Here is a 24,096-nt window from a genome sequence, read left to right as displayed (position 1 = left end):
ATGCCTGAAATAGGTGATTTCAGGGCAGAAATATCAGATATGTTTCTTAATAAATTCATTGTAACGGAACAAATGTACAACTTATTTTGAAACAGCCAAGTTTTTAACATAATAAAATATATTTCCTTTTTTGGAGATATAATTGGTGTAATTGATTAAAAATGTTACATTTATACTATTAACTAATAACAAAACAAACATGAAAAATTTAAAGAAAATCAATCGAAATGATTTAAAATCAGTCAACGGCGGGATAGGTCCTTGTTATGAAAATTGTCCTGCCGGACCATACGGACCAGGCGAACCAAGATCCTGTACTGATTATCATGCTTTACCAGAATGTTGTAAAGGAAGAGTACTGGTGAGTATTGAATGCTTTGATCGTCCCTGATCTTAACTAGCATAAAGGCAAGAATATTCTTTATTTCTAATATTTAAATTAAGCGCTATGAAAACAATTAAGAAATTATCACGCGAAGAAAAGAAAAGTGTTATCGGTGGATTCACTGATATTCAGATTGAAGCTTGCGGAGGTGAGCAATTTGTATGTTTCCGTAAAGGCGGATGGGGATGCTGGCTAAAACCTGGAGGAACCTGTTATGCACCCATGTTGTAACTGATTACTACTTCTATTGTTCTATTAAAAAAATCAAAATTTAATTTAAAATTCAACTACCATGAAAAATTCAAAAAAATTAAACAGAGAAAATTTAAGAGCTATTATTGGAGGTGTAGGAGACAGCTGTGCTGTTGATCTTGATTGCGGACCAAAAGGATGTGCGGTGTGTACAGATTTTAGAGGACGTAAAGTTTGTCTTTATCTTTTTCCCTATGATCCATCAATTCCGGGAAGTTGTATGGTTCTGGAAGGCTAGAAAAATATTATTTAAAAGACTATCAATTTGTTGTAAAACATAAATCAAAATTTAATTTAAAAACTATTATGAAAAATCTGAAGAAATTAAACAGAAAAGAACTTGAACAATTAAATGGAGCAGCAGGTCCTTCAAGATGTGCAGGATGTCCACAACATGCTACTTTTGGAGATGGTCCTGAATATCAGTATCCATGTTCTGCTTATCAGGGACTTCCTGATTATTGCAAGATGTGTGTCTTAGTGAGTATAGAGTGTGTGGACGGAGGAGTTTCTTAAAAGATAATTTGATCTTATGAAAAATTTAAGGAAACTGAACAGAAGAGATTTGGAACAGATGAAAGGGGCTGGTGTATCAAAATGTGATGGCTGTCCTACTCATTTGGTTTTTGGACCGGGCTCTTCCAGCGATCCATCATGTGAGGCATACTGGACATTGTCCGAGAATTGCAGGATGTGTGTAGTTGTGAGTGCAGATTGTTTTGTTGCAATTGGTGCTGACTAAAAATAAAAAGGGCTGTCTCAAAAGTAAATTCTTTCAGAGACAGCCTCTTTGTTTATTTTATGCTTTTTGAAAGATCAAGCATTGCTTCAATAGGTTTCAATGCTCTTAATCTTAATTCTTCGTCGATAAGAATTTCAGGAAGTTCATACTTCATACATAAGTACAATTTTTCCATTGTATTACGTTTCATGTAGAAACATTCTGAGCAGTTACAGCTTTCATCAAAAACCAATGCAGGAATCAGTTCCTTGTGAGGAGCGCGTTTTCTCATTTCGTGAAGAATTCCTTCTTCTGTGGCAATGATGAATTTCTGACAGTCGTCTTTTTCTACATAGTTCAGTAGGGCAGAAGTAGAACCGATAAAGTGAGCCAATTTCAAAACAGCTTCTTCACTTTCAGGGTGTGCAATCAGCTTGGCATCCGGATTGTCAGCTAACTGCTGAGCAATTCTTTCCATTGAAAATGCTTCGTGTACTACACAGCTTCCGTCCCAAAGAATCATATCACGGCCTGTTTTCTTAGATAAATATCTTCCCAGGTTTTTGTCTGGTGCGAAAATGATAGGTCTGTCTTTCGGAAGTGCTTCTATTACGGTTTCAGCATTTGAACTGGTTACGATGATATCACTTTCTGCTTTAGTTTCTGCGTTACAGTTGATGTAAGTTGCAATTAAAGCATTCGGGTGCTGCTCACGCATTTTTCTTAATCCTTCTCCGGAACAACCGTCAGCCAGAGAGCATCCGGCCATGGTATCAGGAAGAACTACTTTTTTAGTTGGGTTCAGAATTTTAGCTGCTTCCGCCATGAAATGTACACCGCAGAATACAATCATGTCTGCATTCGTTTCTTTTGCCTGTCTTGCCAGCTGTAAGGAATCCCCCAGGAAATCAGCGATATCCTGAATTTCTCCTGGCTGGTAGTAGTGGGCAAGAATAACAGCATTTTTCTCCTCTTTAAGTTTAAGAATTGCTTTTACCAGCTCTTCTCCCTGAGGAATAGCTATATCTTTTATATCCAGAAATCCTCTGACAGGAATTGCAGATTTAGCTTTTTCTAATGTTTCGGTACTCATATCAACCTCAATTTTTTATTATCAGAAGCTAGAGGTTAGAAATTAAGAAGTTAGATTTTGAGTGTAGTATTTTACTCCCATCTTCCTGCTTCCATCTTTCAGCCATTAATTACTGATAAAACTTTTTATTAAACTTTCTATTTCTTTTTTAGCTACATCAAGATCGGTATTAATAACGATCTTATCAAACTCGCTTGCGTAGGACATTTCTTCTTCTGCCTTTGCTACACGGGTTTTTATGGTTTCTGCATCATCTGTATTTCTGGAGATCAATCTTCGTTCCAATTCTTCAATGGAAGGCGGTTCTATAAAAATAGACAGGGCTTTTTCACCAAAATATTTTTTTAACGAAATACCTCCTTTTACATCTACATCAAAAATAACAACTTTTCCCTGATTCCAGATTTTTTCTACTTCAGATTTTAAAGTACCGTAATATTTATCAGTATATACTTCTTCATATTCTACAAAAGCATCTTCAGAAATTTTCTGTCTGAATTCATCCGGTGTAAGAAAATGATAATCCACCTGATGCACCTCACTTCCTCTCGGCTGTCTTGTGGTACATGAGATTGAAAATTCCAGTTCAGGAAATGTTTCCAGTGAATGCTTTACCAATGTAGTTTTTCCGCTCCCTGATGGCGCTGAAAATATAATTACTTTATCCATTTCTATGGGTTTCGGGTTTCGGGATTGTGAGTTTCGGGTAGTGATTCCGTAGTATTTGCACTCGGAATTATTACCTCGCATCTCGAACCCCGCATCTTATAATACGTTTAACGTTTGTTCTTTAATTTTTTCCAGGTCATCCTTCATCATTACTACCAGTTTCTGGATTTCTGCATGATTGGCTTTAGAACCTAATGTATTGATCTCTCTTCCGATTTCCTGAGATATAAAGCCCAGTTTTTTTCCGTTGAAAGATTCGTTATCCATTACTTCTTTATAATATTTTAAGTGCTGGGTAAGTCTTACCTTTTCTTCAGAAATATCAAGTTTTTCAGTGAAATAGGCCATTTCCTGATAGAAACGTGTTTCATCAACGTTTTCAAATTCTTTTAAAGATTTCTGATAACGCTCTTTCACGCTTACAATTCTTTCTTCTTCAAAAGGAATCACTTCTCCAAGATATTTGTCAATATTCTGAATATTTCTGTTTAATTCTTCATGCAGAATGCTTCCTTCAGTTTTTCTGAATTCTTCAAATCTGTCTACAGCATTATTAACAATTTTTGCCAGTGCTTCCCATTCACCTTCTGTAAGCTCATCAGGTCTTGACGAGATGGCATCAGGAAGTCTTACCGCCATTTTAAGGTATTCGAAATCGGGGCCGTCAGAAGCTATGTTTTTAAGTTCTTTGATATAAGAGTCAATTAAATTTTTATTAATCTTTACATCATTAGACTCTTCAAGGTTCTCAATATTAACGTAGCAGTCTACTTTTCCACGGATAATTCTATCATTAAGAATTTTTCTGATTTCAAATTCTTTTTCTTTATAACGTAAAGGAATTTTAATATTCAAATCAAAGCTCTTGCTGTTCAATGATTTAATATCTATTGTAATTTTTTTTCCTTCAAAAACATCTTCGGCTCTACCGAATCCGGTCATTGATAAAATCATAGTTTTTTATTGTTGTACAAAGATAAACATTTAAGTGTATAGTTTAACTAGGTTGAATGGTTGGAAGATGAGGCAGGAAGTAGGAAGATTGTTGTAAATATAAATTATATCTCATTTTAACTTCCAATCTCAGGCTTCCATCTTCCAGCAAATTAAATAAACTCATTTTCGTAAATTAGCGCGGTGAAAAAGAAAAATTTGATTTCTGTAGTAGGACCCACCGGAATTGGTAAAACGAGATTGGCAATTGATTTGGCTCAGCATTTCAATACGGAGATTATTTCATGTGATTCCCGTCAGTTTTTTAAAGAAATGAAAATAGGAACAGCGTCACCTTCTGAAGTGGAACTGGCTGAGGCACCTCATCATTTTATCGGAAATCTTTCGGTTGAAGAATATTATTCTATCGGCCAGTACGAAGAAGATGCTCTTCACAAACTCAATGAACTTTTTGCAACTCATGACACTGTTATTCTTGTTGGTGGAAGCATGATGTATGAAAAAGCAGTAATAGAAGGTTTGCATGATCTGCCTGAAGCCAATGCTGAAAATCAGGAAAAACTTCAGACTATTCTGGAAGAGGAGGGGATAGAAAAACTTCAGGAAATTTTACAGGAACTCGATCCCGAATATTTCAGTGTGGTGGATATTCACAATCACCGCAGGCTTTTACGTGCTATAGATGTGATCTGGCAAACGGATACAAAATATTCTGAACTGATCGCTGTTTCTCAGGATTCAAGAGATTTCAATGTGATCAGAATCGGAATAGAAGCTCCAAGGGAAGAACTGTACGACAGAATCAATAGGAGAGTGGATATTATGATGGAGAATGGCTTACTGGATGAGGTGAAAGGCCTTGAACAATTCAAAGATCTTACCGCTTTGAATACAGTAGGCTATGCTGAACTTTTTAAATATTTTGATAGAGAGTGGGAACTTGATTTTGCTGTTTCGGAAATTAAAAAAAATAGCCGTAGGTATGCTAAACGTCAATTGACCTGGTACAGAAAAGCGGATGATATTCATTATTTGCAATTGGGATATTCTCAAAATGATTTTGAAGAGCTGCTAAAATGGATTGCTGAGCAGTTTGAGAAATAAATACTTCGCAATTTTGAAAATAGAGATTCCTCCTACGGAATGACATAGTGTATGAATAAGCTAGGCGTACAGTTTGTCATTCTGACTAAGGAAGAATCTCATTACTACGAATAGATTCTTCACTCCACTTTGTTCCATTCAGAATGACAGTGCAGTCTTATAGAACAAAAAATGCGGTCCTAAAAAGAACCGCACTTCAACAAATATAATTTAATTTACTACTTCCAACCGCCGCCTAAAGCTCTGTATAAATCTACAATACTGCTTAATCTCTGTCTTTTAATGGAAGCCAGATTCAACTCTGCCTGTAGGGAATTCCCCTGTGCTGTAATCACTTCCAGGTAATTGGCTGAACCTCCTTTGTAAAGAAGTTGCGCACTTTTTATTCCGTCTTTCAGCGTAGTTGCCTGTTCGGTCGCTTTTTGTTCCTGAGCTTTTAAGTTTTCATTGGATACTAAAGCATCTGAAACTTCACCTACAGCATTTAATACCGACTGACGGAATGCCAGTACATTTTTCTCTCTTTGAATTTTAGCTACTTCCAGATCTGTTTTCAACTGTCTTTTCTGGAAAATAGGCTGGGTAAGTCCTCCCAAAACAGATCCGAATAACGAAGCCGGAATCTGAAACCAGTTATCAAACTTGAATGAATTTACCCCTCCGTTAGCGGTAATCTTCAATGCAGGATACATATTGGCCTGAGCAATTCCTACGATAGCGTTTGATTCCAGTAAAACAAGTTCCTGCTGGCGAACATCCGGTCTTCTGCTTACCATGGCTGCAGGAAGTCCCGCAGCGATATTCTGAGGCAGGGAAGTATCAGACATTTCAATCGTTCTGTTTACTTTATTAGGTACTTCACCCACAAGAATGCTTAAAGCGTTTTCCTGAATGGCAATATTCTGTTCCAGCTGCGTAATCAGAAGTTCCGTAGCTTGTTTCTGTGCTGCTGCCTGCTGTACACCCAAAGAGGTATTATCACCACTTTCCCACATTTTTTGTGTGATCATTAGGGTATTGCTGCTTAGCTCCAGATTCGATTTTGCAATAGCCAATTGTCTGTCAAGCATCAACAGGTTATAATATCCCTGAGCAATCGCTGCTACTACCTGAGTCTGAACTGCTTTTGAAGCTTCATAAGTCTGCAGATACTGCATTCTTGAAACTTCCTGCTGATTTTTAATTTTTCCCCAGATGTCAGCTTCCCATGAAAGGTTGAACGCTGCATTGTAATCCTCAACATGGCTTGAGCCTAAAAATAAATTTAAGCTTTGCCCGTTCATGCTGTTTTTAGAAGGCCTTGAGATCTGCCCGCTTACTCCAAACCCTACATCTGGATATTGCATATATTTTGCCTGTTTCAGTTTTTCCTGTGAAGAGGCAACCTGCTTTAGAGCAATCTGAAGATCATAATTATTTTTAATTCCTTTTTCAATTAATCCCTGTAAAATAGGATCGCTAAAGAACTGTTTCCACTCCAGATTCGCTATGCTGGCAGTATCGGCAGTTGCAGTATACTGAAACTTTTCCGGAAGTGGCAGCTCAGGCTCCGTGTATGCCAGTTTGGACACACACGAAACAGAGCCTATTGCCAGCGCAAAAGTTAGAATAATATTTTTTACTCTTTTCATAGTTTTTTAACTTTTAATTGAATACAAAACTTAGAGAGGTTTTGTTGATGCAAAAATTGTCTTTAGTAGGAGAAAATATTTAGCTGTTTTAACCATTAAGAATCAATAAGAGAATAGTGAATCTTTTGTGATCTTAAAATTTTCTCTAAGTTTTTGTAATTCATTTTTTATTAGTGAGTAGCAGTTAAAAGTTCTTCCTCCATTTGTTTTTTCAGAAGTCTTTTTTGTTTTCTGCTTGGCATTTTTTCATGCAGATACTGGAAGATTACATACATCACCGGAATAATAAAAATCCCGAATATTACTCCTGTAAGCATTCCTCCTACAGTACTGTATCCGATGGAGTGATTTCCTTTTGAAGAAGCACCTTGTGTCCAAACCAGCGGAAGCATCCCCACGATAAAGGCAAAAGAGGTCATTAAGATTGGTCTTAAACGTAATCTCGATGCCTGAAGTGCAGACTCAATCAAGGTTTTCCCTGCTTTTCTTCTCTGTACGGCAAACTCTACGATCAGGATGGCATTTTTCGCCAATAATCCAACAAGCATGATCAATCCTACCTGAACGTAAATGTTGTTATCAATTCCTGCCAGCCCTGTGAAAGCAAATACTCCAAAAATCCCCGTTGGAATTGTAAGAATAATAGCAAAAGGAAGGATATAACTTTCATACTGTGCTGCCAGTAAGAAATACACAAACAAAATGCTTAAGAAGAAAATGAAAGCAGTCTGTCCGCTTGTTTTGATTTCCTCACGGGTAATCCCTGTCCACTCGTATCCATATCCTCTCGGAAGGGATTGCTGAGCCACTTCTTCTACTGCTTTAATGGCATCTCCGGTACTGTAACCAGGTTTTGGTGTTCCGTTAATCGTTACTGCGTTGAAAAGGTTATTTCTTGTTACCGTTTCAGGTCCGAAAGATCTTTTTAACGTTACCAGTGTTTTAGCCGGAACCATTTCTCCTGATTTATTTTTAACATAAATTCCTTCCAGAGAGTTAATATCAGTACGGTAAGGAATATCTGCCTGTGCCATTACTCTGTAGTATTTTCCAAACCTGTTGAAATCTGATACGAAGCTACTTCCGAAATAGATCTGCATCGTCTGCATCAGTTCTGTTACAGAAACTCCCAGCTGGTTGGCTTTATCAGTGTCCACATCAATAGTATACTGAGGGTTTCCTGCCGCATAAGTGGTAAATGCGAAGGCAATTTCCGGTCTTTTCATCAGCTCTCCAATGAATTGTTGGGTGGTTGTTCCCAATTGTTCAAAAGAACCATTTGTTTTATCCTGAAGCATGAATTCAAATCCGGAAACGTTACCGAAACCTTGTACAGTAGGGAAGTTGAAGAAGAATGCATTGGCATCTTTCACCTGGCTTACTTTTCCTGTTAATGTTCCTGCAATCTGATCAGGATCTTTCATTTCACCACGTTTATCATAATCTTTAAGCTTGATGAAACCTGCAGAATATGGAGAAGCATTGGCGTTGCTGATAAAGTTCATACCATCGGCTACCCAAAGGTGATTGGTGGCTTTTTCACTGTTGATAATTTTATCAATTTGTGCTGTCGCTCTGTGTGTTCTTTCCAGTGAACTTCCTGGAGGAGTATTTACAGCATACAATACAAATCCCTGGTCTTCAGTAGGAATAAATCCTGATGGTGCTTTTTTAATCAGAAATACACTTGCGGCTGTAATGACTACAAGACCTCCAATTGCAACCCATTTATTTTTAATTAAAAATTTAAGGCTATAGATATATTTTCTGGTCATGCTGTTGAAGCTGGCATTAAATGCATTGAAGAATCTTGCTCCAAAACCTTTTTTATGACCGTGTTCTCCATGTTCTCCCTGAGGATCATTTAAGAACATTGCACACAACGCAGGACTTAATGTTAATGCGTTCACTGCTGAAATTAAAATTGCAATGGCTAATGTAAATGCAAACTGTCTGTAGAAAACCCCTGCAGGTCCCTGCATGAAACCAACCGGAATAAATACCGCACACATTACAAGGGTAATGGAGATAATGGCTCCTGAGATTTCGCTCATAGAGTTCATTGTAGCATGTTCTACAGGCATTCCTGTTTGTTCCATTTTAGAATGGACGGCTTCTACCACTACAATGGCATCATCCACTACAATACCAATGGCCAGAACCAACGCAAACAGCGTAAGCATGTTGATACTGAATCCAAATAACTGAAGGAAGAAGAATGTTCCGATGATCGCAACCGGCACCGCGATAGCAGGAATTAATGTAGATCTGAAATCCTGAAGGAAAATATACACTACAATAAATACCAGAATGAATGCAATGACTAATGTTTCCACAACCTGATGGATAGATGCGTCCAGGAAGTCTTTGGAGTTATACATGATAATCGGCTTTACTCCTTTTGGAAGGGTAGTCTCCATTACTTTCACCTGACTTTCAATTTCAGTAAGGATTTCATTCGCATTGGAACCTGCAGTCTGTAAAATCGCAAATCCGGCAACCGGTTTCCCATCTACTCTGTTGGTAGCAGTATAAGTATAAGAACCGAATTCTACTCTTGCTACATCTTTTAATCTTAAGAATGAGCCGTCACTATTGGCTTTAATAGCGATGTTTTCATAGTCTTCATTCTTATTCAGTTTCCCTTTATATTTAAGGATATATTCGTAAGTTTCCTTACTTCCCTGTCCCAAACGGCCCGGAGCTGCTTCAAGGTTGTGGTCTTTAATGGCTCCCAGAACTTCCTGAGGTGAAAGATTGTTGGCAGCCAGACGGTCTGGTTTCAGCCAGATTCTCATAGAGTAATCCCTTGTTCCGAAAACCTGAGCCTGTGCTACTCCAGGAATACGCTGTATCTGAGGAATAACGTTAATCTTCAGGTAGTTTTGAAGGAATAATTCGTCATATTGCTTTTCATTTTCACTGGTCAAACCCATGAACATGATCATACTGTTCTGCACTTTCTGTGTTGAAATTCCGGCCTGTACTACCTCCTGAGGCAATTGGCTCATCGCTTTCGATACACGGTTTTGTACGTTTACCGCTGCATTATCAGCATCAGCGCCCTGTTTGAAGAACACACTCAGTGTCATTGTACCGTCATTACTGGAATTTGAGGTCATATACGTCATGTTCTCAACTCCGTTCACGGCTTCCTCAATTGGGGTGGCAACCGAACGTGCAACAACTTCCGCGTTGGCTCCAGGGTAGAATGCCGTTACCTGTACACTCGGTGGAGCGATATCCGGAAAGAGGGCTATCGGTAAATTAAAGAGAGACAGGGCTCCCAATAATAAGAGTATTATGGAGATGACCGTTGAAAGGACCGGTCTTTCTATAAATTGTTTTAACATAAGAAGTTTATTTTTTTAAGTCTTCTGTATTCGGAAAGAATTATAATGGTTTTGCTTTTAGCAAGCTGTCAGAAGAAATATTTTTTGGATTGATGGAAGCACCGTCTTTTAGGTTTCCAATTCCAGTGTAAACTATTTTTTCTCCAGGTGCAAGCCCTTCAGAAATAAAGTAATAGCTATCCGTTTTTCCTGATACTTTGATAGGTCTTCCGGTTACCTTTTTATCTTTACCCATTACATATACATAGGTTTTATCCTGAATTTCAAAAGTAGATTCCTGTGGGATTACTACGGCATTTGAGATCAGTTGCGGCATACGTACTCTTCCTGTGTTTCCGGTTCTTAAAGTACCGTTGGCATTAGGGAAAACGGCACGTACACTGATGGCTCCGGTAGTTTTATCAAACTGTCCGTCTACGATACTCAATTTTCCTTTTTCAGGATAAGTGCTGTTGTCAGCGATCACCAATTCTACCATTGGCATATTTTTCAGCTTTTCTTCCAGAGTAGCTCCGGGATATTTATTCTGAAAAGCAATAAAGTCCAGTTCACTCAGAGAGAAATAAGCATAAATTTCACTGATATCAGATAATAAGGTCAATGGATTTACATCTGTTCTGGAGATCAGACTTCCTTTTTTGAAAGGGATTCTTCCGATATAACCGCTTACAGGAGCTGTAATGGTTGTAAATCCTACATTGATTCTTGCACTTCCTACAGAAGCTCTTGCTTGTGAAGCAGCTGCAACAGCGGCTTCATAGTTGGCCTTTGCTGTTTTTAGCTGTACATCAGAAACTACTTTTGCAGCAACCAATGGCTGAAGTCTGTCTACTTCCACTCTTGCCTTCTGTATGTTAGCATTAGCAGCCTGTAGATTAGCTTGCGCCATATTCATCTGCTCGCCATAGCTTCTGGAGTCTATTTTAAATAATGGCTGTCCGGCTCTTACGTAAGATCCTTCCTCTACATAGATTCTATCAAGATATCCGTCTACCTGAGATCTTATTTCAACATTATTTTTCCCTTCTAAGGCAGTAGGGAATTCCTGATATGTAGTAGCGGGTGATGTGAGAACGGTATAAACCGGAAGTTCTGGAGCTGGCGGCGCGGCATTGGATCCTTCTGCAGCCTTGGTACAGCTCTGTAAAAGAATTATACTTGCAATAAGTACAATAAACCTTGTTTTTCCAGGTATTTTCATTGTGGTTTAATTTTTTTAATGAAGTGTTAGATTTAAGTAAAGTTCTTTTTAATAAATGCTGTTTTTTTTCCTAACAGTGTTAATGATTAGTTCAAAAAAAATTACAGAATTTTTAATGTCCGATAAAGTCGATTGTTTCCATAATTGAAAATTGTTTTTTTAATGTATTTAAGTGTATAATGATGGTGTAAGGTGCGTTAATTTTACTAACAGTGTTAATTAATAAGCAAAAAATGACTATTTTTAACAACTGAATACTATGAATTGCTTCATAAATGGGTTTATTTTTAATCAGGAATTACAGAATAAACTAAGTTAATTCGATGTTAAGTTTCCTAACGGTGTTAATTTTAAATTCAAAAAAATTTTATAAAGACTTAATAAAAGCCGAAACAGTTTCGTCCAATGTTGTCTTGTTCATTGTGGAAGGGATATCAGCAGTACGCATCATCATAATAGAGATCATTCCGTGAACGGCAGAAAACAGAGCGTGAGACATATGACAGGCATTGTCCGGATTGGATCCGTTTTTCTTAATAATCTCATAGGTACATTCATAGATCAGTTCCTGGAATGATGAGAATTCTTTTTTCATCTGCCCTTTTCCACAGCATTGCATTCCAAGACCAAACATAAGCTGGTAATATTCCTTGTTTTTAAAAGCAAAGTTCCAGTAGGCATCCACAATAGCAACAAGCTGCTCTTCCGGAGTGTCATGTTTTTGCTGAGCTTTTAATAATTCTATGTGTAACTTATGAAAGCCATCTAAAGAAATTTCAAATAGAATAGCTTCTTTATTTTCAAAATAATCATATACTACAGGCGCACTATACTCAATAGCATCAGCTATTTTACGCATAGACAGTGAACCCCAGCCTTCCGTTTTAGCCAAAGTAAAAGCAGCCTGCAAAATATTTGCACGGATGGATTCTTTTTCTCGTTGACGGCGTTCATGTAGACCCATGATATTTATTTACTAACAGCGTTAGCAAAACTACAAACTTTTTAATATAACTTCCAAAGGATATTATACATTTAAATTCAAAAGATGGTTTATAGAAGATTTTAATCAATAGGCTGAAAGTTGGAAGAATGGGGGCTGGAAGTTGATTTTGGGTGTAAAAAAACTATTAATAGAATTTGACTATAACTATTTTTGAGACCTTACAATCTTCCCTCCTCAAGCTTCAATCTTCCTTACTAAAGTTAAAATAGAAAGGTCTTCTTCCTAATTAATAAAAGAAATATCTATCTTTGCCGGTAAAGAAAAAAGGATATGAATACTCCATCAAATATGCTGGCATTAGGAACAAAGGCCCCGTTTTTTGAACTTCCTAACCCGTCAAAAACAAATGAACTTCAGTCTTTGGAAGAACTGAAAGGAGAAAATGGTACTTTGGTGATCTTTATGTGCAACCACTGTCCGTTTGTTCTTCATGTGATTGATAAGATCAACGAATTATATGAAGATTATAATGAGCGAGGAATAGAATTTATCGCCATTAATGCTAATGATATTGAAAAATACCCGGCAGATTCTCCTGAGAAAATGATCGAATTTCAGATTGAAAGAAATTTTGATTTCCCTTATTTATTTGATGAAAGCCAGGCAGTAGCTAAAGCTTACGATGCGGCTTGTACACCGGATTTTTATTTCTTTGATGATAAGCTGGATCTTGTGTACAGAGGTCAGATGGATGATTCAAGACCGGGAAACAATAAAGATGTAACAGGTGAAGATCTTATTATTGCTTTTGAAAATCTTTTGGCCGGAGAAGCTCAGGAAGAAATTCAAAGACCAAGCATGGGATGTAATATTAAGTGGAAATAATTACAGGTTGCTAGTTATTTAGTTGCTTGTTCATTATAATATAAAGCTGCTCTTTTTAGGGTGGCTTTTTTTGTTTCTTTATAGATTTAGTCTTTCCTTCGTGGATTTGGAAGATGTTTAATTCATAGCATATTTCTTCATCCACTTTGTCACTCCGTAGGAGTCTCAGCGTAGCTTTTTTATTGTAAACCTCAAAAAGTTTTTATAACTAAGAAATCTGGATTCCTACGGAATGACAAATACAAGATATGGTCTATCCACACAACTTGTCACTCCGTAGGAGTCTCAGTATAGTTTTTATTAAAAACTTACCTTAGCTTTAGTCTCATTTTCAACCTTCAAATCTACATTGACTTTATTGTGAGAATAATTCTTTATAAATTCCGAAGGCGTTTTCCCTGTATATTTTTTAAACATTCTATTGAAATAGGTCACATTATTGAACCCGCAATGATAGCTGCATTCTGAAATAGACTTATCCTGTGCCATCAGCAGACACGCCTTATTGATTCTGTATCTATTGACAAATTCTGTAAACGTAATCTGAGTAGCTTTTTTAAAGAAATTACAGAAAGCTGGTAAAGTCAGGTTAGCGAGTCTTGCGACTTCTTCAATTTCAATTTCCTTGTCATAGTGATGTTCTACATAGGTGAAGATATTTTCAAGACGTGTTTTGTTTTTTGAAATAATGGTATAAGGCATGATTTCTTTGTTCAGAAGATCATAATCTTCACATTTTGAAAGCTCAAAAAGAATTTCAAGTAACAGCAAATATCTTTTATAACCTTCACATTCCAGCATAAGTTTCAGTTTGGGAAGCATTACTTTTTTAACTTTATGATGAAAATGAATCCCGTATTTTGAAAGTTCCAGCAGGTTTTTGATCGATCTGGCTTCTACTTCTTGTTGGGGAAATTGCAGAATTTCTTCCTTGAACTGAAGTACAATTTCTTCGTGCGGATCAATAGAATTAAGCCCAAATCCGGAATGAGGAATGTTGGACCCGATTAATACCAGATCTCCGTTGGTATAATTACTTTTATGATAGCCTACATGGCGGGTTCCGTTCCCGGAAATGACACACACCAGCTCAATTTCGGGATGATAATGATACTCCCATTTGAATTCTGAAATAGGAGAGTTATTATGAATCGTGCGAAATGAACTCTTTTCATTAGGGATTACCCTTTCAAAAGTAACTTTCATTTAATTAATCATATTTAATTACTAAAAATACTAATTATATTAATATAGTTCAAATATTGATTTACTGTGTTAAATTATCGTTAACACAAATGCTTCTATCTTAGCCGACAAGAAATAACCTGAATGAAAAATATTAACATCAAGGCCGTTTTATTTTTAAATTATTTTGTCTTCGCCATTCTTCTGAATTCTGTAGGAACAGTCATTCTACAGGTACAGCAGAATTTTGGGATTTCAAAATCTGCGGCCAGTGTTTTGGAAGGATTCAAAGATCTTCCTATCGCCATTTGCTCATTCATTCTGGCATCATTTCTTCCCAAAATAGGAATCAAAAAATCAATGTTGATTGCTTTATTTCTGGTAAGCTGTATGTGTTTTGTAATGCCGTTTAGCAATACCTTTTGGGTTTTTAAATTATTATTTGCAACAGTAGGAGTTTCCTTTGCTTTAATTAAAATTTCAGTTTTTACATCTATTGGGTTGGTGACAGAAACAGATAAGGAACATTCCAGTTTTATGGGATTTCTGGAAGGGTTTTTCATGATTGGCGTATTGGCAGGAAATGTATTATTCAGTTTATATATTGATGATCACAATCCGGAATCTACGCGATGGCTGAATGTCTATTGGGTTCTGGGAGGACTATCCACTTTATCTTTTTTATTCCTGTTCTTTTCAAAACTGAATGAGCAGGAAGCTAAAAGTGAGAAAACAGACTTGTTGGGAGATTTAAGGAATAGTGCCAGCTTATTCAGTTATAAAAAAGTATTGTTCTTTTTATTATGTGCTTTTCTTTTTGTACTGGTAGAGCAGAGTTTTCAGACATGGACACCCACTTTTTATAAAGAAATCTTAAAAGTACCTACCTCAATGAGTATTCAGGCGGGAGCTGTTTTGGCGGGAGCTTTTGCGCTGGGAAGATTTTTGTCGGGATTCTTTTCAAAGAAATTCAACTGGATCTATGTAGTTTCTTTTTGTGTGGTAGGTTTTGCCATCAGCTTACTGCTGGTTTTACCATTGACTCATAATATTCATATTGATACAAATACAAATTGGCTGAATGCACCTTTGGTTGTCTATTTATTCCCATTAATGGGAGGTTTGCTGGCACCCATTTATCCAAGCATCAATTCTGTAATTCTGGCATCAATCCCCAAATATTTACACAGTGCGATGTCAGGGTTAATTGTTGTTTTCTCGGCAATCGGAGGAACTATCGGATCTATTATTACCGGTTTTGTGTTTCAGGAATTCAGCGGGCAGCAGGCATTTTATCTTTCCCTCATTCCGCTTTCATTACTGATCACTTCGGCGGTTTTCATGAATAAATTAAAAATTAATCCTAAAAAATAAAAATGAGTAATCAGCTTTACATAAACGAAATTCAAACTCTTTTTGATGAGGTACAGAGATCTGCAATTTTTGAAGATCAGAAAATGATGACGGATGCAGTTCCTTTATTTCCTATTGAAAAGATTAATGAGGATTATGAAAAATCAAAAAATACTAAAGGTTTTGATCTGAAAGATTTTGTGATGAATCATTTTGACTTTTTAGGGGCCAGAGTTTCCGTTCAGAGAGAAGATCATCTTCCTATTAAAGAACATATTGAAAAATTATGGGATGAACTGACCCGTACAGCTTATGAAGAAAAAGGAACGCTTTTAAAATTACCGAAACCTTATATCGTTCCTGGAGGACGTTTTAATGAATTTTTCTATTGGGACAGCTATTTTATTATGCTGGGGTTAAAAGCTTCCGGCAGAATTGAAATGATGGAAAATATTATTGAAAACTGTTCTTATCTGATTCAAAACGTAGGGTTTGTTCCCAATGCCAGCAGAACTCATTTCCTGAGCAGATCGCAGCCTCCTTATTTTTCATTAATGCTGGATCTTCTTTTTGAAACAACGAGTGATGAAGGAATTTATACAAAATATCACGATACTCTGGAAAAAGAATATGCTTTCTGGATGAATGGTGAAGAATGGCTGGAAAATAATTCCAGTGTAAAAAGAGTGATTAAAACAAAAGACGGAGATATTCTGAACCGTTACTACGATGCAGAAAATGCACCACGTCCTGAAAGTTATCTGATCGACATTGAAGATCATGAAAAAACTTCAGGAGATGAATTTTACAGAAATATAAGAAGTGCCTGTGAGTCAGGCTGGGATTTTTCCAGCAGATGGTTCGCAGACGGAGAAAATATACAGACGATAGAAACACTGAATCTTGCACAAGTAGACCTAAACTGCCTTTTGTGGCATCTGGAAATGACTTTGGCAAAATCTTCAGCGCTTCAGAATCTGAGTGAAAAAGAAAATTATTTTTCAGAAAGAGCAGCAAGCCGAAGACAGATGATCAATAAATATTTCTGGGATAGAAATACTAACAATTATAAAGATTATCACATTAAAAAAAACACAAAAACACCGTCTGAACATATTGCTGCTCTTTACCCTTTATTCCTTGGAATTGCAGATCAGGAACAAGCGGAAGCTATTGCTAAAGTTATAGCCGAAAAATTTCTTTATAAAGGTGGGTTGGTTACCACCACTAAAAACTCAGGTCAGCAGTGGGACCTTCCCAATGCATGGGCTCCTTATCAGTGGCTGGGCTTCAAAGCAATGAAAAATTATGGTTTTGATGAACTGGCAGAGAAGATAAAAAATAATTGGTGTTCCAATGTAGAAAGAGTCTACAAGAATACCGGAAAACTAATGGAAAAATACAATGCATTAGACACAGAAACAATAGCAGGCGGCGGGGAATACCCTAATCAGGATGGATTCGGTTGGACCAATGGAGTGTATTTACAATTACAACAAAACTGAAACTAACAATAAAAATAAGGCTATGAAAAAAAAATCAATCTTTTTAATCGCCGCAACAGCTACGTTATACTTTAATAATGCTTATGCCCAGGAAACTCCGCAGGATTCTGCAAAAATTTCCTCTATCGATCAGATTGTCATCACAGGAAATTCAAATCCAAAGAAAAAAATAGAATCCAGTACAGCGATTTCCACATTCAGTTCCAAAGAAATTCAGAAGCAAAATCCTATTAGTGCAGCTGCTTTATTACAAAGAGTTCCCGGATTTGCGGTAGAAACCTCAGGAGGTGAAGTAGGAAACAACCTTTTTGCAAGAGGGATTCCTTCTGCAGGAGCTTACGAGTTTGTACAGGTACAGGAAGATGGTCTTCCGGTTTTTGAAGATGGCGCCCTTCAGTTTGCCAATGCGGATAATTTTTTCCGTGTAGATAATTCGGTAAACCGTATGGAAGCTTTGAGAGGAGGATCGGGATCTATTTTTGCCACCAATTCACCTGGCGGTTTGATCAACTTTATTACCAGAGAAGGAACTAATGACTTCAGAGGTACAGCAAAGCTGGAAACAAGTACTTATGGATTGATGCGTACTGACGTGAATGTGGGTGGAGCTTTGGTTCAGGATAAATTGTTTTTCAATGTAGGTGGTTTTTACAGAACAGATGACGGGATCAGAAAAACAGGTTTCAAAGCCAATAATGGCGGGCAAATCAGGATGAATCTGAAATACGTCTTTGATAAAGGCTATGTAAAAGTATATTACAAAAAACTGGATGACAGAAATACATTCTTCCTTCCTATTCCTTTGGTACAAAACGGCAACAAGCTGAAAGGATTCCAGAATTTTGATCCTAATTATGGAACATACAGTTACAGGGCAATCAGCCAGCTGAATATTCCACAAGCTGGAGGAGGTTTTTTTAACAGAAATCTTGAAGACGGAATTCATCCTAAAGTAGACGTACTGGGAGCTGAGTTTAAATATGATCTTGGAAATAATTTCAGTGTTTTAAACAAAACCAGATACACTAATATCAACATGAATTATACTGGGATTTTTCCGGCAGGAGGCCCACAGACGAGGGAAGAATTTGCTAAAAGCAACGGAATTAACGGAAACAATTACCAATATTCATTGGTAAGCAATGGAGCTATTGTGAATCCTGAGTATGTACAAAAATTAGGATTCTGGGCAATTGATAAGCAGATGAATAACTTTGTTAATGATCTGCAATTCAATTATAAATTTGATCAGGGAAATGTTACGGCAGGTTTTTATAAATCTAACTGGAAGTCCCATCAATACTGGAATTGGAGTAATATTCTGACTACAGCTACGGACAGACCAGAGTTACTGAATCTTGTAGACACTTCTCTTAGTCCATCAGATACCGGATATTCCAAAACCTATAACGGAGTTACCAATATGACATTTTTACAGAGAGATACTCAAACTCAGGGAAGTTTAAATGATCTTTATGTAAACCTTGATTATAATATCACTGATGCTTTAAGCGTGAACGGAGGTCTTCGCTACAGCCATGATTATTATAAAGGGAATTTTGCCAATACAACCTCTTCCAATTTAAATAATTCAGGGCTGACCACTGATGGAACTCATGGTTTCAACACGACTACAGCGGATGATAATATGAGTGTACTCGGAAATAAATATACTTATTGGAATTATAATGTAGATAAGGTATCTTTCACATTAGCTGCCAATTATAAAATCAATAGAGAGAATGCAGTATATGCCCGTTTTTCCAATGGTTTCAGATCACCAAATGAAGAAGCGTATTACAACTATTTCTCCAATCCGAACCCTGATAAACCTTTAAAATCAGTAACAACCAATCAGCTGGAAGTAGGGTATAAATATTACTCACGTACTTTTGATGTAGCAGTAATTCCGTTCTATTCTACCCTCAAGAACCTGTCATTTACAGATATCTTCTCTGATGGTAAATCCGAAAATACCTTTGCCAATACAGAAAACTATGGAGTTGAGCTGGAAGGTTACGCCCGTTTATTCAATAATATTTTAGAGGTAACATTCAATGGAACCATTCAGAGTCCTAAATATAAAAACCTTGAAGCCGGAAGTGTTCTTGAAGGCAATGTAGTAAGAAGAATGCCGAAATTTTATTTTAATATTTCACCGGCAGTTAATATTACAAAATCATGGAGAGCTTATGTAAGCATGAATTATTATGGAAAGCGTTTCCAGGATGAGAAGAATGTACAGACTTTACCTTCTTTCACAGAGTTTGGAGCAGGAATGTCTTACCAACTTGGAAAAATACGTTTTGCAGTAGATGGAACCAATATCTTTAATACAATAGGAATTACAGAAGGAGACCCTAGAGCAGGATCGCCTAATGGAGATGGAATCATCATGGCCAGACCTATTATGGGAGCTGCCGCCAGAGCGTCAATTACTTTGGATTTCTAAACTCTATTTCTTTATAACAACAAAACCGTCGGATATACTGACGGTTTTGTATTTTTATATTGTGTCATATGTTAAGAGGGCTCATTTTGAATCCAAACATGAACAGCACTCCCAAACTCTCCGATTCTCAAACTCTCTTACTTCAAAAACGGATTATACTGCTTCTCAAAACCAATCGAGGTAGGATTTCCATGTCCTGAAAAAACCTGAGTATCATGATCTAAAATGAAAAGTTTGGCTTTGATCCCATCAATCAACTGTTCGTAATTACCTTTATATAAATCTGTTCTTCCGATACTACCTTCAAAAAGGACATCTCCTGAAATCATGAATTTCTGATTTTTATGGTGATAAACTACACTTCCCGGAGAATGTCCCGGAACATGATAAATCTTAAACTTTTCACCATCCAGATCCAGTTCATCCCCTTCCTTTATATATTCCACATCTACTTTTACAGGATCTATCTGCATTCCGAATCTCATTCCGCTTGCCTGAAGCATATCCAGAACTTCCTGATCCTCCTGATGCATCGTTACAGGTACTTTAAACGTATCAAAGGCCCATTGAAGTCCCAATACATGATCAATATGGGCGTGGGTAAGAAGAATTTTCTGAATTTTCAGTCCGTTTTCTGTAATGAAATTTTCAATAGCCTGAGTTTCCTGCCCTTTTATATTTCCCGGATCAATTAACCAAGCATTTTTATTCTCGTTGTAAATGATGTAAGTATTTTCGCTCGCAAAATTGAATACGAAACCTTGAATCTGAAGCATATCTGAATATTTTTATTCAAAAATACGATATTATTAAGAAAATGACTATTTTTCGTTATCTTCGTCATAATGAAAACTTTGCGAATACTCTTACTTACTTTGAGCGGACTGGTTTTTGGACAAAATATCCAAAGTGTTCAGCTGTTCAATCCTCAGACCAATGATGAAACGCCGGTAATCAAGATAGGTGAACAGTTGGTTCTGGGCTTTGATGATCTTACAAACGGCAGTCAGATCTATAGATACACATTCAAACATTATGACAGAAACTGGAACGATGATAATCTGTTTTTTACAGAATTTGCTACCGGAAGTATGAATGCGCTTCTGGATCAGTTTCAGTATTCTTTCAACACTTTACAGGCTTATACCCACTATAAACTGGTTTTTCCGAATGATAAGATCCAGTTGAAAATTTCAGGGAACTATGAGCTTATTGTTTACAAAGATTCTGCAGTTCAGCCTCTTTTCAAAAAAAGATTTTATCTGGTAGAAGATGCAACCTCTGTAGGGCTAAATATTTCAAGGTTTGCAGATGCAAAAAATCCAAACCTTAACCAAAGGGTAGAAGTGAACGTTTCTCCGAAAGGAGGAGATATTTCTTCCAATGTCAATTCAATCACGATGAATGTGATGCAGAATAATAACCCGAACATGGTTATTTCTAATCTTAAGCCAAGCAGTGTTTTAGGAAATCAGGTACTTTTCCAGCAGATGAACCTTACCTTTCCGGGAGACAATGAATTTTATTATTTCGATAATAAAAATATGAATATGGCCGCGGATATGGTGCGTGCTACCGAAATAAAAGAAGATGTCAACCAGACCTATCTTCATCCGGTTTGGGCGTTTCCTTTAAATTATCAATATCAGCCGGACGTCAATGGAGCATGGTATTACAGAAGAAATGATTTAGGAAGAGAAAGGGATGCAGAAAGAGAAGCTGACTATTCATGGGTACATTTTTATCTGGAGTCGGATCCGGTAGATAAAGAGATTTATGTTTTGGGTGGTTTTAATAATTTTAAACCCAGTAAAGAAAATCAGATGCAGTATGATGCTGCTACTAAACAATATGTGGCTAAAATATTCCTGAAGCAAGGTTTTTATAATTACGTTTTAGTGACTAAAGAAGGAAATGGAGCATTGAATTTCGGTGAGGTAAACGGTAATTTCTGGCAGACGGAAAACCTGTATCAGGCATTTCTTTATTATGCACCTTTCGGAAGAAATTATGATGGTTTGATGGGATATGGTGAATTCAGAACTCCGATTGCCAATAAGCGTTAAGCAATGATTAAGTATTAATTAATACATAAAAATTATACATTTAAAACAGGACTGTCTATTAAGATAGTCCTGTTTTTTTTATTCATATTGAAAAATATTATACTGCCAGATATCAGGTACTATAATTTTTTTAATTATAATGCACCGCATAGTGAAAAAAAATAATTCACAAAATTTTGATTTTTGTTAAATATATTCATGTAAAATCTTTATTACGATAAAATTATCTTTAAATAATTTTCTTTGTTTTAAAATCATTATTGTGTTTTATTTATTGATTTATAAAATCAATTGAGTTTTTAATACTTAAAATCTTGTTTTATTGCGAAAAGTTTATAAATTCGTCTTCACAATCAACCAAATATTATTATGAAAACGAAATTTATCTTAGTGGCAAGTGTTGCTGCCTGCTCTTTTGTTTTTGCACAAAACACACCATCCAAATTAATTCCAGGTAAAAGCGGATTACACGCAGACTTTATGCGATTTGAAAAAAATGCACCTGCTTTTCAGGGAAGCCCGGTTTTATTTGACGAAGCTACAGAGAGACTTTCTCAAGGACAAGGGCTCAAGTTGGGACTGGAAAGAGATGCTTTAGGTTTTGAAACTCACAGATTTCAACAAACTGTAAATGGAATTCCGGTAGAATACGGGATGATGGCCGTACAGACAAAAGGAGGCAAAATTGTAGGACAGTCAGGAAAATGGGTTCTTACTATTCCAAAAGGAGCTGAAAAGAAAGCTAATATTTCTGAAAGCATCGCTCTGCAGAGTGCTTTATCATTCGTGGGGGCAGAATCCTACAAATGGCAGAACAAAGAAGAGGAAGATTTTATCAAAAGAGATTCCAATGATGCCAATGCAAGCTTTGCTCCTAAAGGTGAATTAGTGTATTATTCAGATCCTACGGATGAAAAAATGAATGATTTAACACTCGCTTATAAATTTGATATTTACGCAGACAAACCATTAAGCAGACAATTTGTTTTTGTAGATGCTAAAAACGGAAAAGTGCTAGGAGTAGATGCAATTATTCATGAAGTAAATACTCCGGGAACAGCTACAACTGTTTACAGTGGAAGCCAAAATATAGTGACTGATTCTTATAACGGAAGTTACAGACTGAGAGAAACAGGAAGAAATGCAGGAACATCTGTAGAAACCTATAATCTTAAGAAAACAACCAATTTCGCATCTGCTGTAGATTTTACAGATGCAGATAATGCCTGGAATAACGTAAATACCAATAAAGATCAATATGCTACAGACGCCCATTGGGGAGCAGAAAAGACTTTGGATTATTACTATACAAAATACGGAAGAAAAAGTATTGACAATAATAACTTTACCATCAAATCATATGTTCACTATGGAAATAATATCTTCAATGCATATTGGGATGGCTCAAGAATGCTTTACGGTGACGGAAGCTCTACAACCAATGGTGGTAAGCCTTTAACAGCGATAGATGTCTGCGGGCACGAAATTACCCATGGGCTTACTTCCAAAACAGCGAATCTTGTGTATCAGAGAGAACCGGGAGCATTAAACGAAGGTTTTTCTGATATTTTCGGAAACTCAATAGAACGTTGGGCAAGACCTACAAAAGCAAGCTGGACATTGGGAGAAGATTTTAATTATGTCATCAGAGATATGGCAAACCCTAATGCTTATCGCCAGCCGGATACTTATAAAGGTACATACTGGAAAGATGCTACTACTACAGGGTGTGCAGTACCTGGACAGACTACCAATGATTATTGTGGAGTTCATACCAATTCAGGAGTCCTTAATTTCTGGTATTATTTATTGGTAACAGGAGGTTCAGGGACGAATGATAATGGTTTCGCTTATAATGTTTCCGGAATCGGACTGGATAAGGCAGGTGCTATTGCATACAGAACATTAACTACTTACCTGACTTCATCATCCAACTATGCCAACACAAGAACCTATTCTCTTCAGGCAGCAGCAGATCTATACGGAGCCGGAAGCAATGAAGTGACACAAGTTACCAATGCATGGAATGCAGTAGGTGTAGGAGGAGGAACTTCCGCAGCAGGACTTGTTGCAGCAACTTCAAATGTCTCAGCTTATACCATCAGTCCAAACCCTGCAACTGACAGATTTACTGTAAACTTTGAAGGTAAAGCCGGAAAAGGAATTGTAGAAGTGGTAAGTCTTACAGGTAAGAAGGAAATTTCTGAAAAAGTTGAAATTACAGAAGGTGCAAATAAACTGAACATTCAGCTTCCTTCCAATATGCTTCCTGGAGTATATATTGTAACGGTAAACGGCCAAAAAGCAGGAAACCTTATTAAAAAATAGACCAAATCAAATT

General features: G+C 36.8%; 21 protein-coding genes. 12 read left to right on the top strand and 9 right to left on the bottom strand.

Translation table 11 applies throughout. The features are described from left to right. Positions 1–199 precede the first annotated feature (199 nt). The 5 genes from FW780_RS22775 (at position 200) to FW780_RS10295 (ending at position 1,379) form a co-directional block, all read left to right on the top strand. Positions 200–391, top strand: a complete 192-nt coding sequence (locus FW780_RS22775; protein ID WP_407643674.1) for a bacteriocin-like protein — start codon at positions 200–202, stop codon at positions 389–391. Positions 392–448: 57 nt separating this feature from the next. Then, positions 449–616, top strand: coding sequence for a bacteriocin-like protein (locus tag FW780_RS22385; RefSeq protein ID WP_167510673.1), 168 nt, complete (start codon positions 449–451; stop codon positions 614–616). A gap of 61 nt (positions 617–677) precedes the next feature. Beyond that, positions 678–875: a bacteriocin-like protein gene (locus FW780_RS10305; RefSeq protein WP_149833501.1), complete on the top strand. Its 198-nt coding sequence runs from the start codon at positions 678–680 to the stop codon at positions 873–875. 68 nt (positions 876–943) lie between these two features. Beyond that, positions 944–1,153, top strand: a complete 210-nt coding sequence (locus tag FW780_RS10300; RefSeq protein ID WP_149833500.1) for a bacteriocin-like protein — start codon at positions 944–946, stop codon at positions 1,151–1,153. Between the two features lie 16 nt (positions 1,154–1,169). Then, a complete protein-coding gene (locus FW780_RS10295; RefSeq protein WP_149833499.1) occupies positions 1,170–1,379 on the top strand; it encodes a hypothetical protein in 210 nt (69 codons plus the stop codon). A gap of 52 nt (positions 1,380–1,431) precedes the next feature. Here the strand turns inward: FW780_RS10295 and nadA are convergent, their stop codons facing one another. The 3 genes from nadA to FW780_RS10280 all read right to left on the bottom strand — a co-directional run bounded on the left by nadA (position 1,432) and on the right by FW780_RS10280 (position 4,074). Further along, a complete protein-coding gene (gene nadA / locus FW780_RS10290; RefSeq protein WP_149833498.1) occupies positions 1,432–2,451 on the bottom strand; it encodes a quinolinate synthase NadA in 1,020 nt (339 codons plus the stop codon). 105 nt (positions 2,452–2,556) lie between these two features. Continuing rightward, complete coding sequence (gene gmk / locus FW780_RS10285; RefSeq protein WP_149833497.1) at positions 2,557–3,120, bottom strand: guanylate kinase; 564 nt, start codon at positions 3,118–3,120, stop codon at positions 2,557–2,559. A gap of 96 nt (positions 3,121–3,216) precedes the next feature. Next, positions 3,217–4,074 carry a YicC family protein gene (locus FW780_RS10280; protein WP_149833496.1) on the bottom strand — a complete coding sequence of 286 codons (858 nt, stop codon included), beginning with the start codon at positions 4,072–4,074 and terminating at the stop codon, positions 3,217–3,219. 183 nt (positions 4,075–4,257) lie between these two features. On the opposite strand from FW780_RS10280, the gene miaA reads away from it, so the two are divergent. Further along, entirely contained in the window at positions 4,258–5,178 is a 921-nt protein-coding gene (gene miaA / locus FW780_RS10275; RefSeq protein ID WP_149833495.1) for a tRNA (adenosine(37)-N6)-dimethylallyltransferase MiaA, read from the top strand. 218 nt (positions 5,179–5,396) lie between these two features. Here the strand turns inward: miaA and FW780_RS10270 are convergent, their stop codons facing one another. The 4 genes from FW780_RS10270 to FW780_RS10255 all read right to left on the bottom strand — a co-directional run bounded on the left by FW780_RS10270 (position 5,397) and on the right by FW780_RS10255 (position 12,327). Beyond that, positions 5,397–6,809, bottom strand: coding sequence for an efflux transporter outer membrane subunit (locus FW780_RS10270; protein ID WP_149833494.1), 1,413 nt, complete (start codon positions 6,807–6,809; stop codon positions 5,397–5,399). A gap of 170 nt (positions 6,810–6,979) precedes the next feature. Beyond that, positions 6,980–10,162, bottom strand: a complete 3,183-nt coding sequence (locus FW780_RS10265; protein ID WP_149833493.1) for an efflux RND transporter permease subunit — start codon at positions 10,160–10,162, stop codon at positions 6,980–6,982. Positions 10,163–10,202: 40 nt separating this feature from the next. Next, on the bottom strand, positions 10,203–11,363 hold the full coding sequence (locus FW780_RS10260) for an efflux RND transporter periplasmic adaptor subunit (RefSeq protein ID WP_149833492.1): 1,161 nt from the start codon (positions 11,361–11,363) through the stop codon (positions 10,203–10,205). A gap of 367 nt (positions 11,364–11,730) precedes the next feature. Then, the gene (locus FW780_RS10255) at positions 11,731–12,327 is read right to left on the bottom strand and encodes a TetR/AcrR family transcriptional regulator (protein WP_034694942.1); all 597 of its coding nucleotides are present in this window, start codon (positions 12,325–12,327) and stop codon (positions 11,731–11,733) included. Between the two features lie 312 nt (positions 12,328–12,639). Here FW780_RS10255 and FW780_RS10250 point away from each other — a divergent pair, with 312 nt between their 5' ends. Next, complete coding sequence (locus FW780_RS10250) at positions 12,640–13,194, top strand: thioredoxin family protein (protein WP_149833491.1); 555 nt, start codon at positions 12,640–12,642, stop codon at positions 13,192–13,194. 300 nt (positions 13,195–13,494) lie between these two features. On the opposite strand, the gene FW780_RS10245 is transcribed toward FW780_RS10250, so the two are convergent. Then, entirely contained in the window at positions 13,495–14,400 is a 906-nt protein-coding gene (locus tag FW780_RS10245) for an AraC family transcriptional regulator (RefSeq protein WP_149833490.1), read from the bottom strand. A 123-nt stretch (positions 14,401–14,523) separates the two neighbouring features. Here FW780_RS10245 and FW780_RS10240 point away from each other — a divergent pair, with 123 nt between their 5' ends. From FW780_RS10240 to FW780_RS10230, 3 genes are read left to right on the top strand one after another with little or no spacing between them, the layout of a single operon-like run. Then, positions 14,524–15,753 carry an MFS transporter gene (locus FW780_RS10240; RefSeq protein ID WP_149833489.1) on the top strand — a complete coding sequence of 410 codons (1,230 nt, stop codon included), beginning with the start codon at positions 14,524–14,526 and terminating at the stop codon, positions 15,751–15,753. 2 nt (positions 15,754–15,755) lie between these two features. Beyond that, the gene (locus FW780_RS10235; RefSeq protein WP_149833488.1) at positions 15,756–17,237 is read left to right on the top strand and encodes a trehalase family glycosidase; all 1,482 of its coding nucleotides are present in this window, start codon (positions 15,756–15,758) and stop codon (positions 17,235–17,237) included. A gap of 22 nt (positions 17,238–17,259) precedes the next feature. Beyond that, entirely contained in the window at positions 17,260–19,689 is a 2,430-nt protein-coding gene (locus FW780_RS10230; RefSeq protein ID WP_149833487.1) for a TonB-dependent receptor, read from the top strand. Between the two features lie 137 nt (positions 19,690–19,826). On the opposite strand, the gene FW780_RS10225 is transcribed toward FW780_RS10230, so the two are convergent. Then, on the bottom strand, positions 19,827–20,465 hold the full coding sequence (locus FW780_RS10225) for an MBL fold metallo-hydrolase (RefSeq protein WP_149833486.1): 639 nt from the start codon (positions 20,463–20,465) through the stop codon (positions 19,827–19,829). A 69-nt stretch (positions 20,466–20,534) separates the two neighbouring features. Between FW780_RS10225 and FW780_RS10220 the strand changes: the two genes are divergently transcribed. Together FW780_RS10220 and FW780_RS10215 are read left to right on the top strand one after the other, a co-directional pair. Continuing rightward, on the top strand, positions 20,535–21,755 hold the full coding sequence (locus FW780_RS10220) for a type IX secretion system plug protein (RefSeq protein WP_149833485.1): 1,221 nt from the start codon (positions 20,535–20,537) through the stop codon (positions 21,753–21,755). A gap of 369 nt (positions 21,756–22,124) precedes the next feature. Further along, complete coding sequence (locus FW780_RS10215) at positions 22,125–24,083, top strand: M4 family metallopeptidase (RefSeq protein WP_149833484.1); 1,959 nt, start codon at positions 22,125–22,127, stop codon at positions 24,081–24,083. The last annotated feature ends 13 nt before the right edge of the window (positions 24,084–24,096 follow it).

The sequence above is a fragment of the Chryseobacterium sediminis genome (genome assembly GCF_008386505.1).
Lineage (GTDB): Bacteria > Bacteroidota > Bacteroidia > Flavobacteriales > Weeksellaceae > Chryseobacterium > Chryseobacterium sediminis.
This window is presented reverse-complemented; position numbering and strand designations above follow the sequence as displayed.

Coding starts and splice junctions, on each gene's coding strand:
- FW780_RS22775 (WP_407643674.1), top strand. CDS start 200: ATGAAAAATTTAAAGAAAATCAATCGAAATGATTTAAAATCAGTCAAC.
- FW780_RS22385 (WP_167510673.1), top strand. CDS start 449: ATGAAAACAATTAAGAAATTATCACGCGAAGAAAAGAAAAGTGTTATC.
- FW780_RS10305 (WP_149833501.1), top strand. CDS start 678: ATGAAAAATTCAAAAAAATTAAACAGAGAAAATTTAAGAGCTATTATT.
- FW780_RS10300 (WP_149833500.1), top strand. CDS start 944: ATGAAAAATCTGAAGAAATTAAACAGAAAAGAACTTGAACAATTAAAT.
- FW780_RS10295 (WP_149833499.1), top strand. CDS start 1,170: ATGAAAAATTTAAGGAAACTGAACAGAAGAGATTTGGAACAGATGAAA.
- nadA (WP_149833498.1), bottom strand. CDS start 2,451: ATGAGTACCGAAACATTAGAAAAAGCTAAATCTGCAATTCCTGTCAGA.
- gmk (WP_149833497.1), bottom strand. CDS start 3,120: ATGGATAAAGTAATTATATTTTCAGCGCCATCAGGGAGCGGAAAAACT.
- FW780_RS10280 (WP_149833496.1), bottom strand. CDS start 4,074: ATGATTTTATCAATGACCGGATTCGGTAGAGCCGAAGATGTTTTTGAA.
- FW780_RS10270 (WP_149833494.1), bottom strand. CDS start 6,809: ATGAAAAGAGTAAAAAATATTATTCTAACTTTTGCGCTGGCAATAGGC.
- FW780_RS10265 (WP_149833493.1), bottom strand. CDS start 10,162: ATGTTAAAACAATTTATAGAAAGACCGGTCCTTTCAACGGTCATCTCC.
- FW780_RS10260 (WP_149833492.1), bottom strand. CDS start 11,363: ATGAAAATACCTGGAAAAACAAGGTTTATTGTACTTATTGCAAGTATA.
- FW780_RS10255 (WP_034694942.1), bottom strand. CDS start 12,327: ATGGGTCTACATGAACGCCGTCAACGAGAAAAAGAATCCATCCGTGCA.
- FW780_RS10250 (WP_149833491.1), top strand. CDS start 12,640: ATGAATACTCCATCAAATATGCTGGCATTAGGAACAAAGGCCCCGTTT.
- FW780_RS10245 (WP_149833490.1), bottom strand. CDS start 14,400: ATGAAAGTTACTTTTGAAAGGGTAATCCCTAATGAAAAGAGTTCATTT.
- FW780_RS10240 (WP_149833489.1), top strand. CDS start 14,524: ATGAAAAATATTAACATCAAGGCCGTTTTATTTTTAAATTATTTTGTC.
- FW780_RS10235 (WP_149833488.1), top strand. CDS start 15,756: ATGAGTAATCAGCTTTACATAAACGAAATTCAAACTCTTTTTGATGAG.
- FW780_RS10230 (WP_149833487.1), top strand. CDS start 17,260: ATGAAAAAAAAATCAATCTTTTTAATCGCCGCAACAGCTACGTTATAC.
- FW780_RS10225 (WP_149833486.1), bottom strand. CDS start 20,465: ATGCTTCAGATTCAAGGTTTCGTATTCAATTTTGCGAGCGAAAATACT.
- FW780_RS10220 (WP_149833485.1), top strand. CDS start 20,535: ATGAAAACTTTGCGAATACTCTTACTTACTTTGAGCGGACTGGTTTTT.
- FW780_RS10215 (WP_149833484.1), top strand. CDS start 22,125: ATGAAAACGAAATTTATCTTAGTGGCAAGTGTTGCTGCCTGCTCTTTT.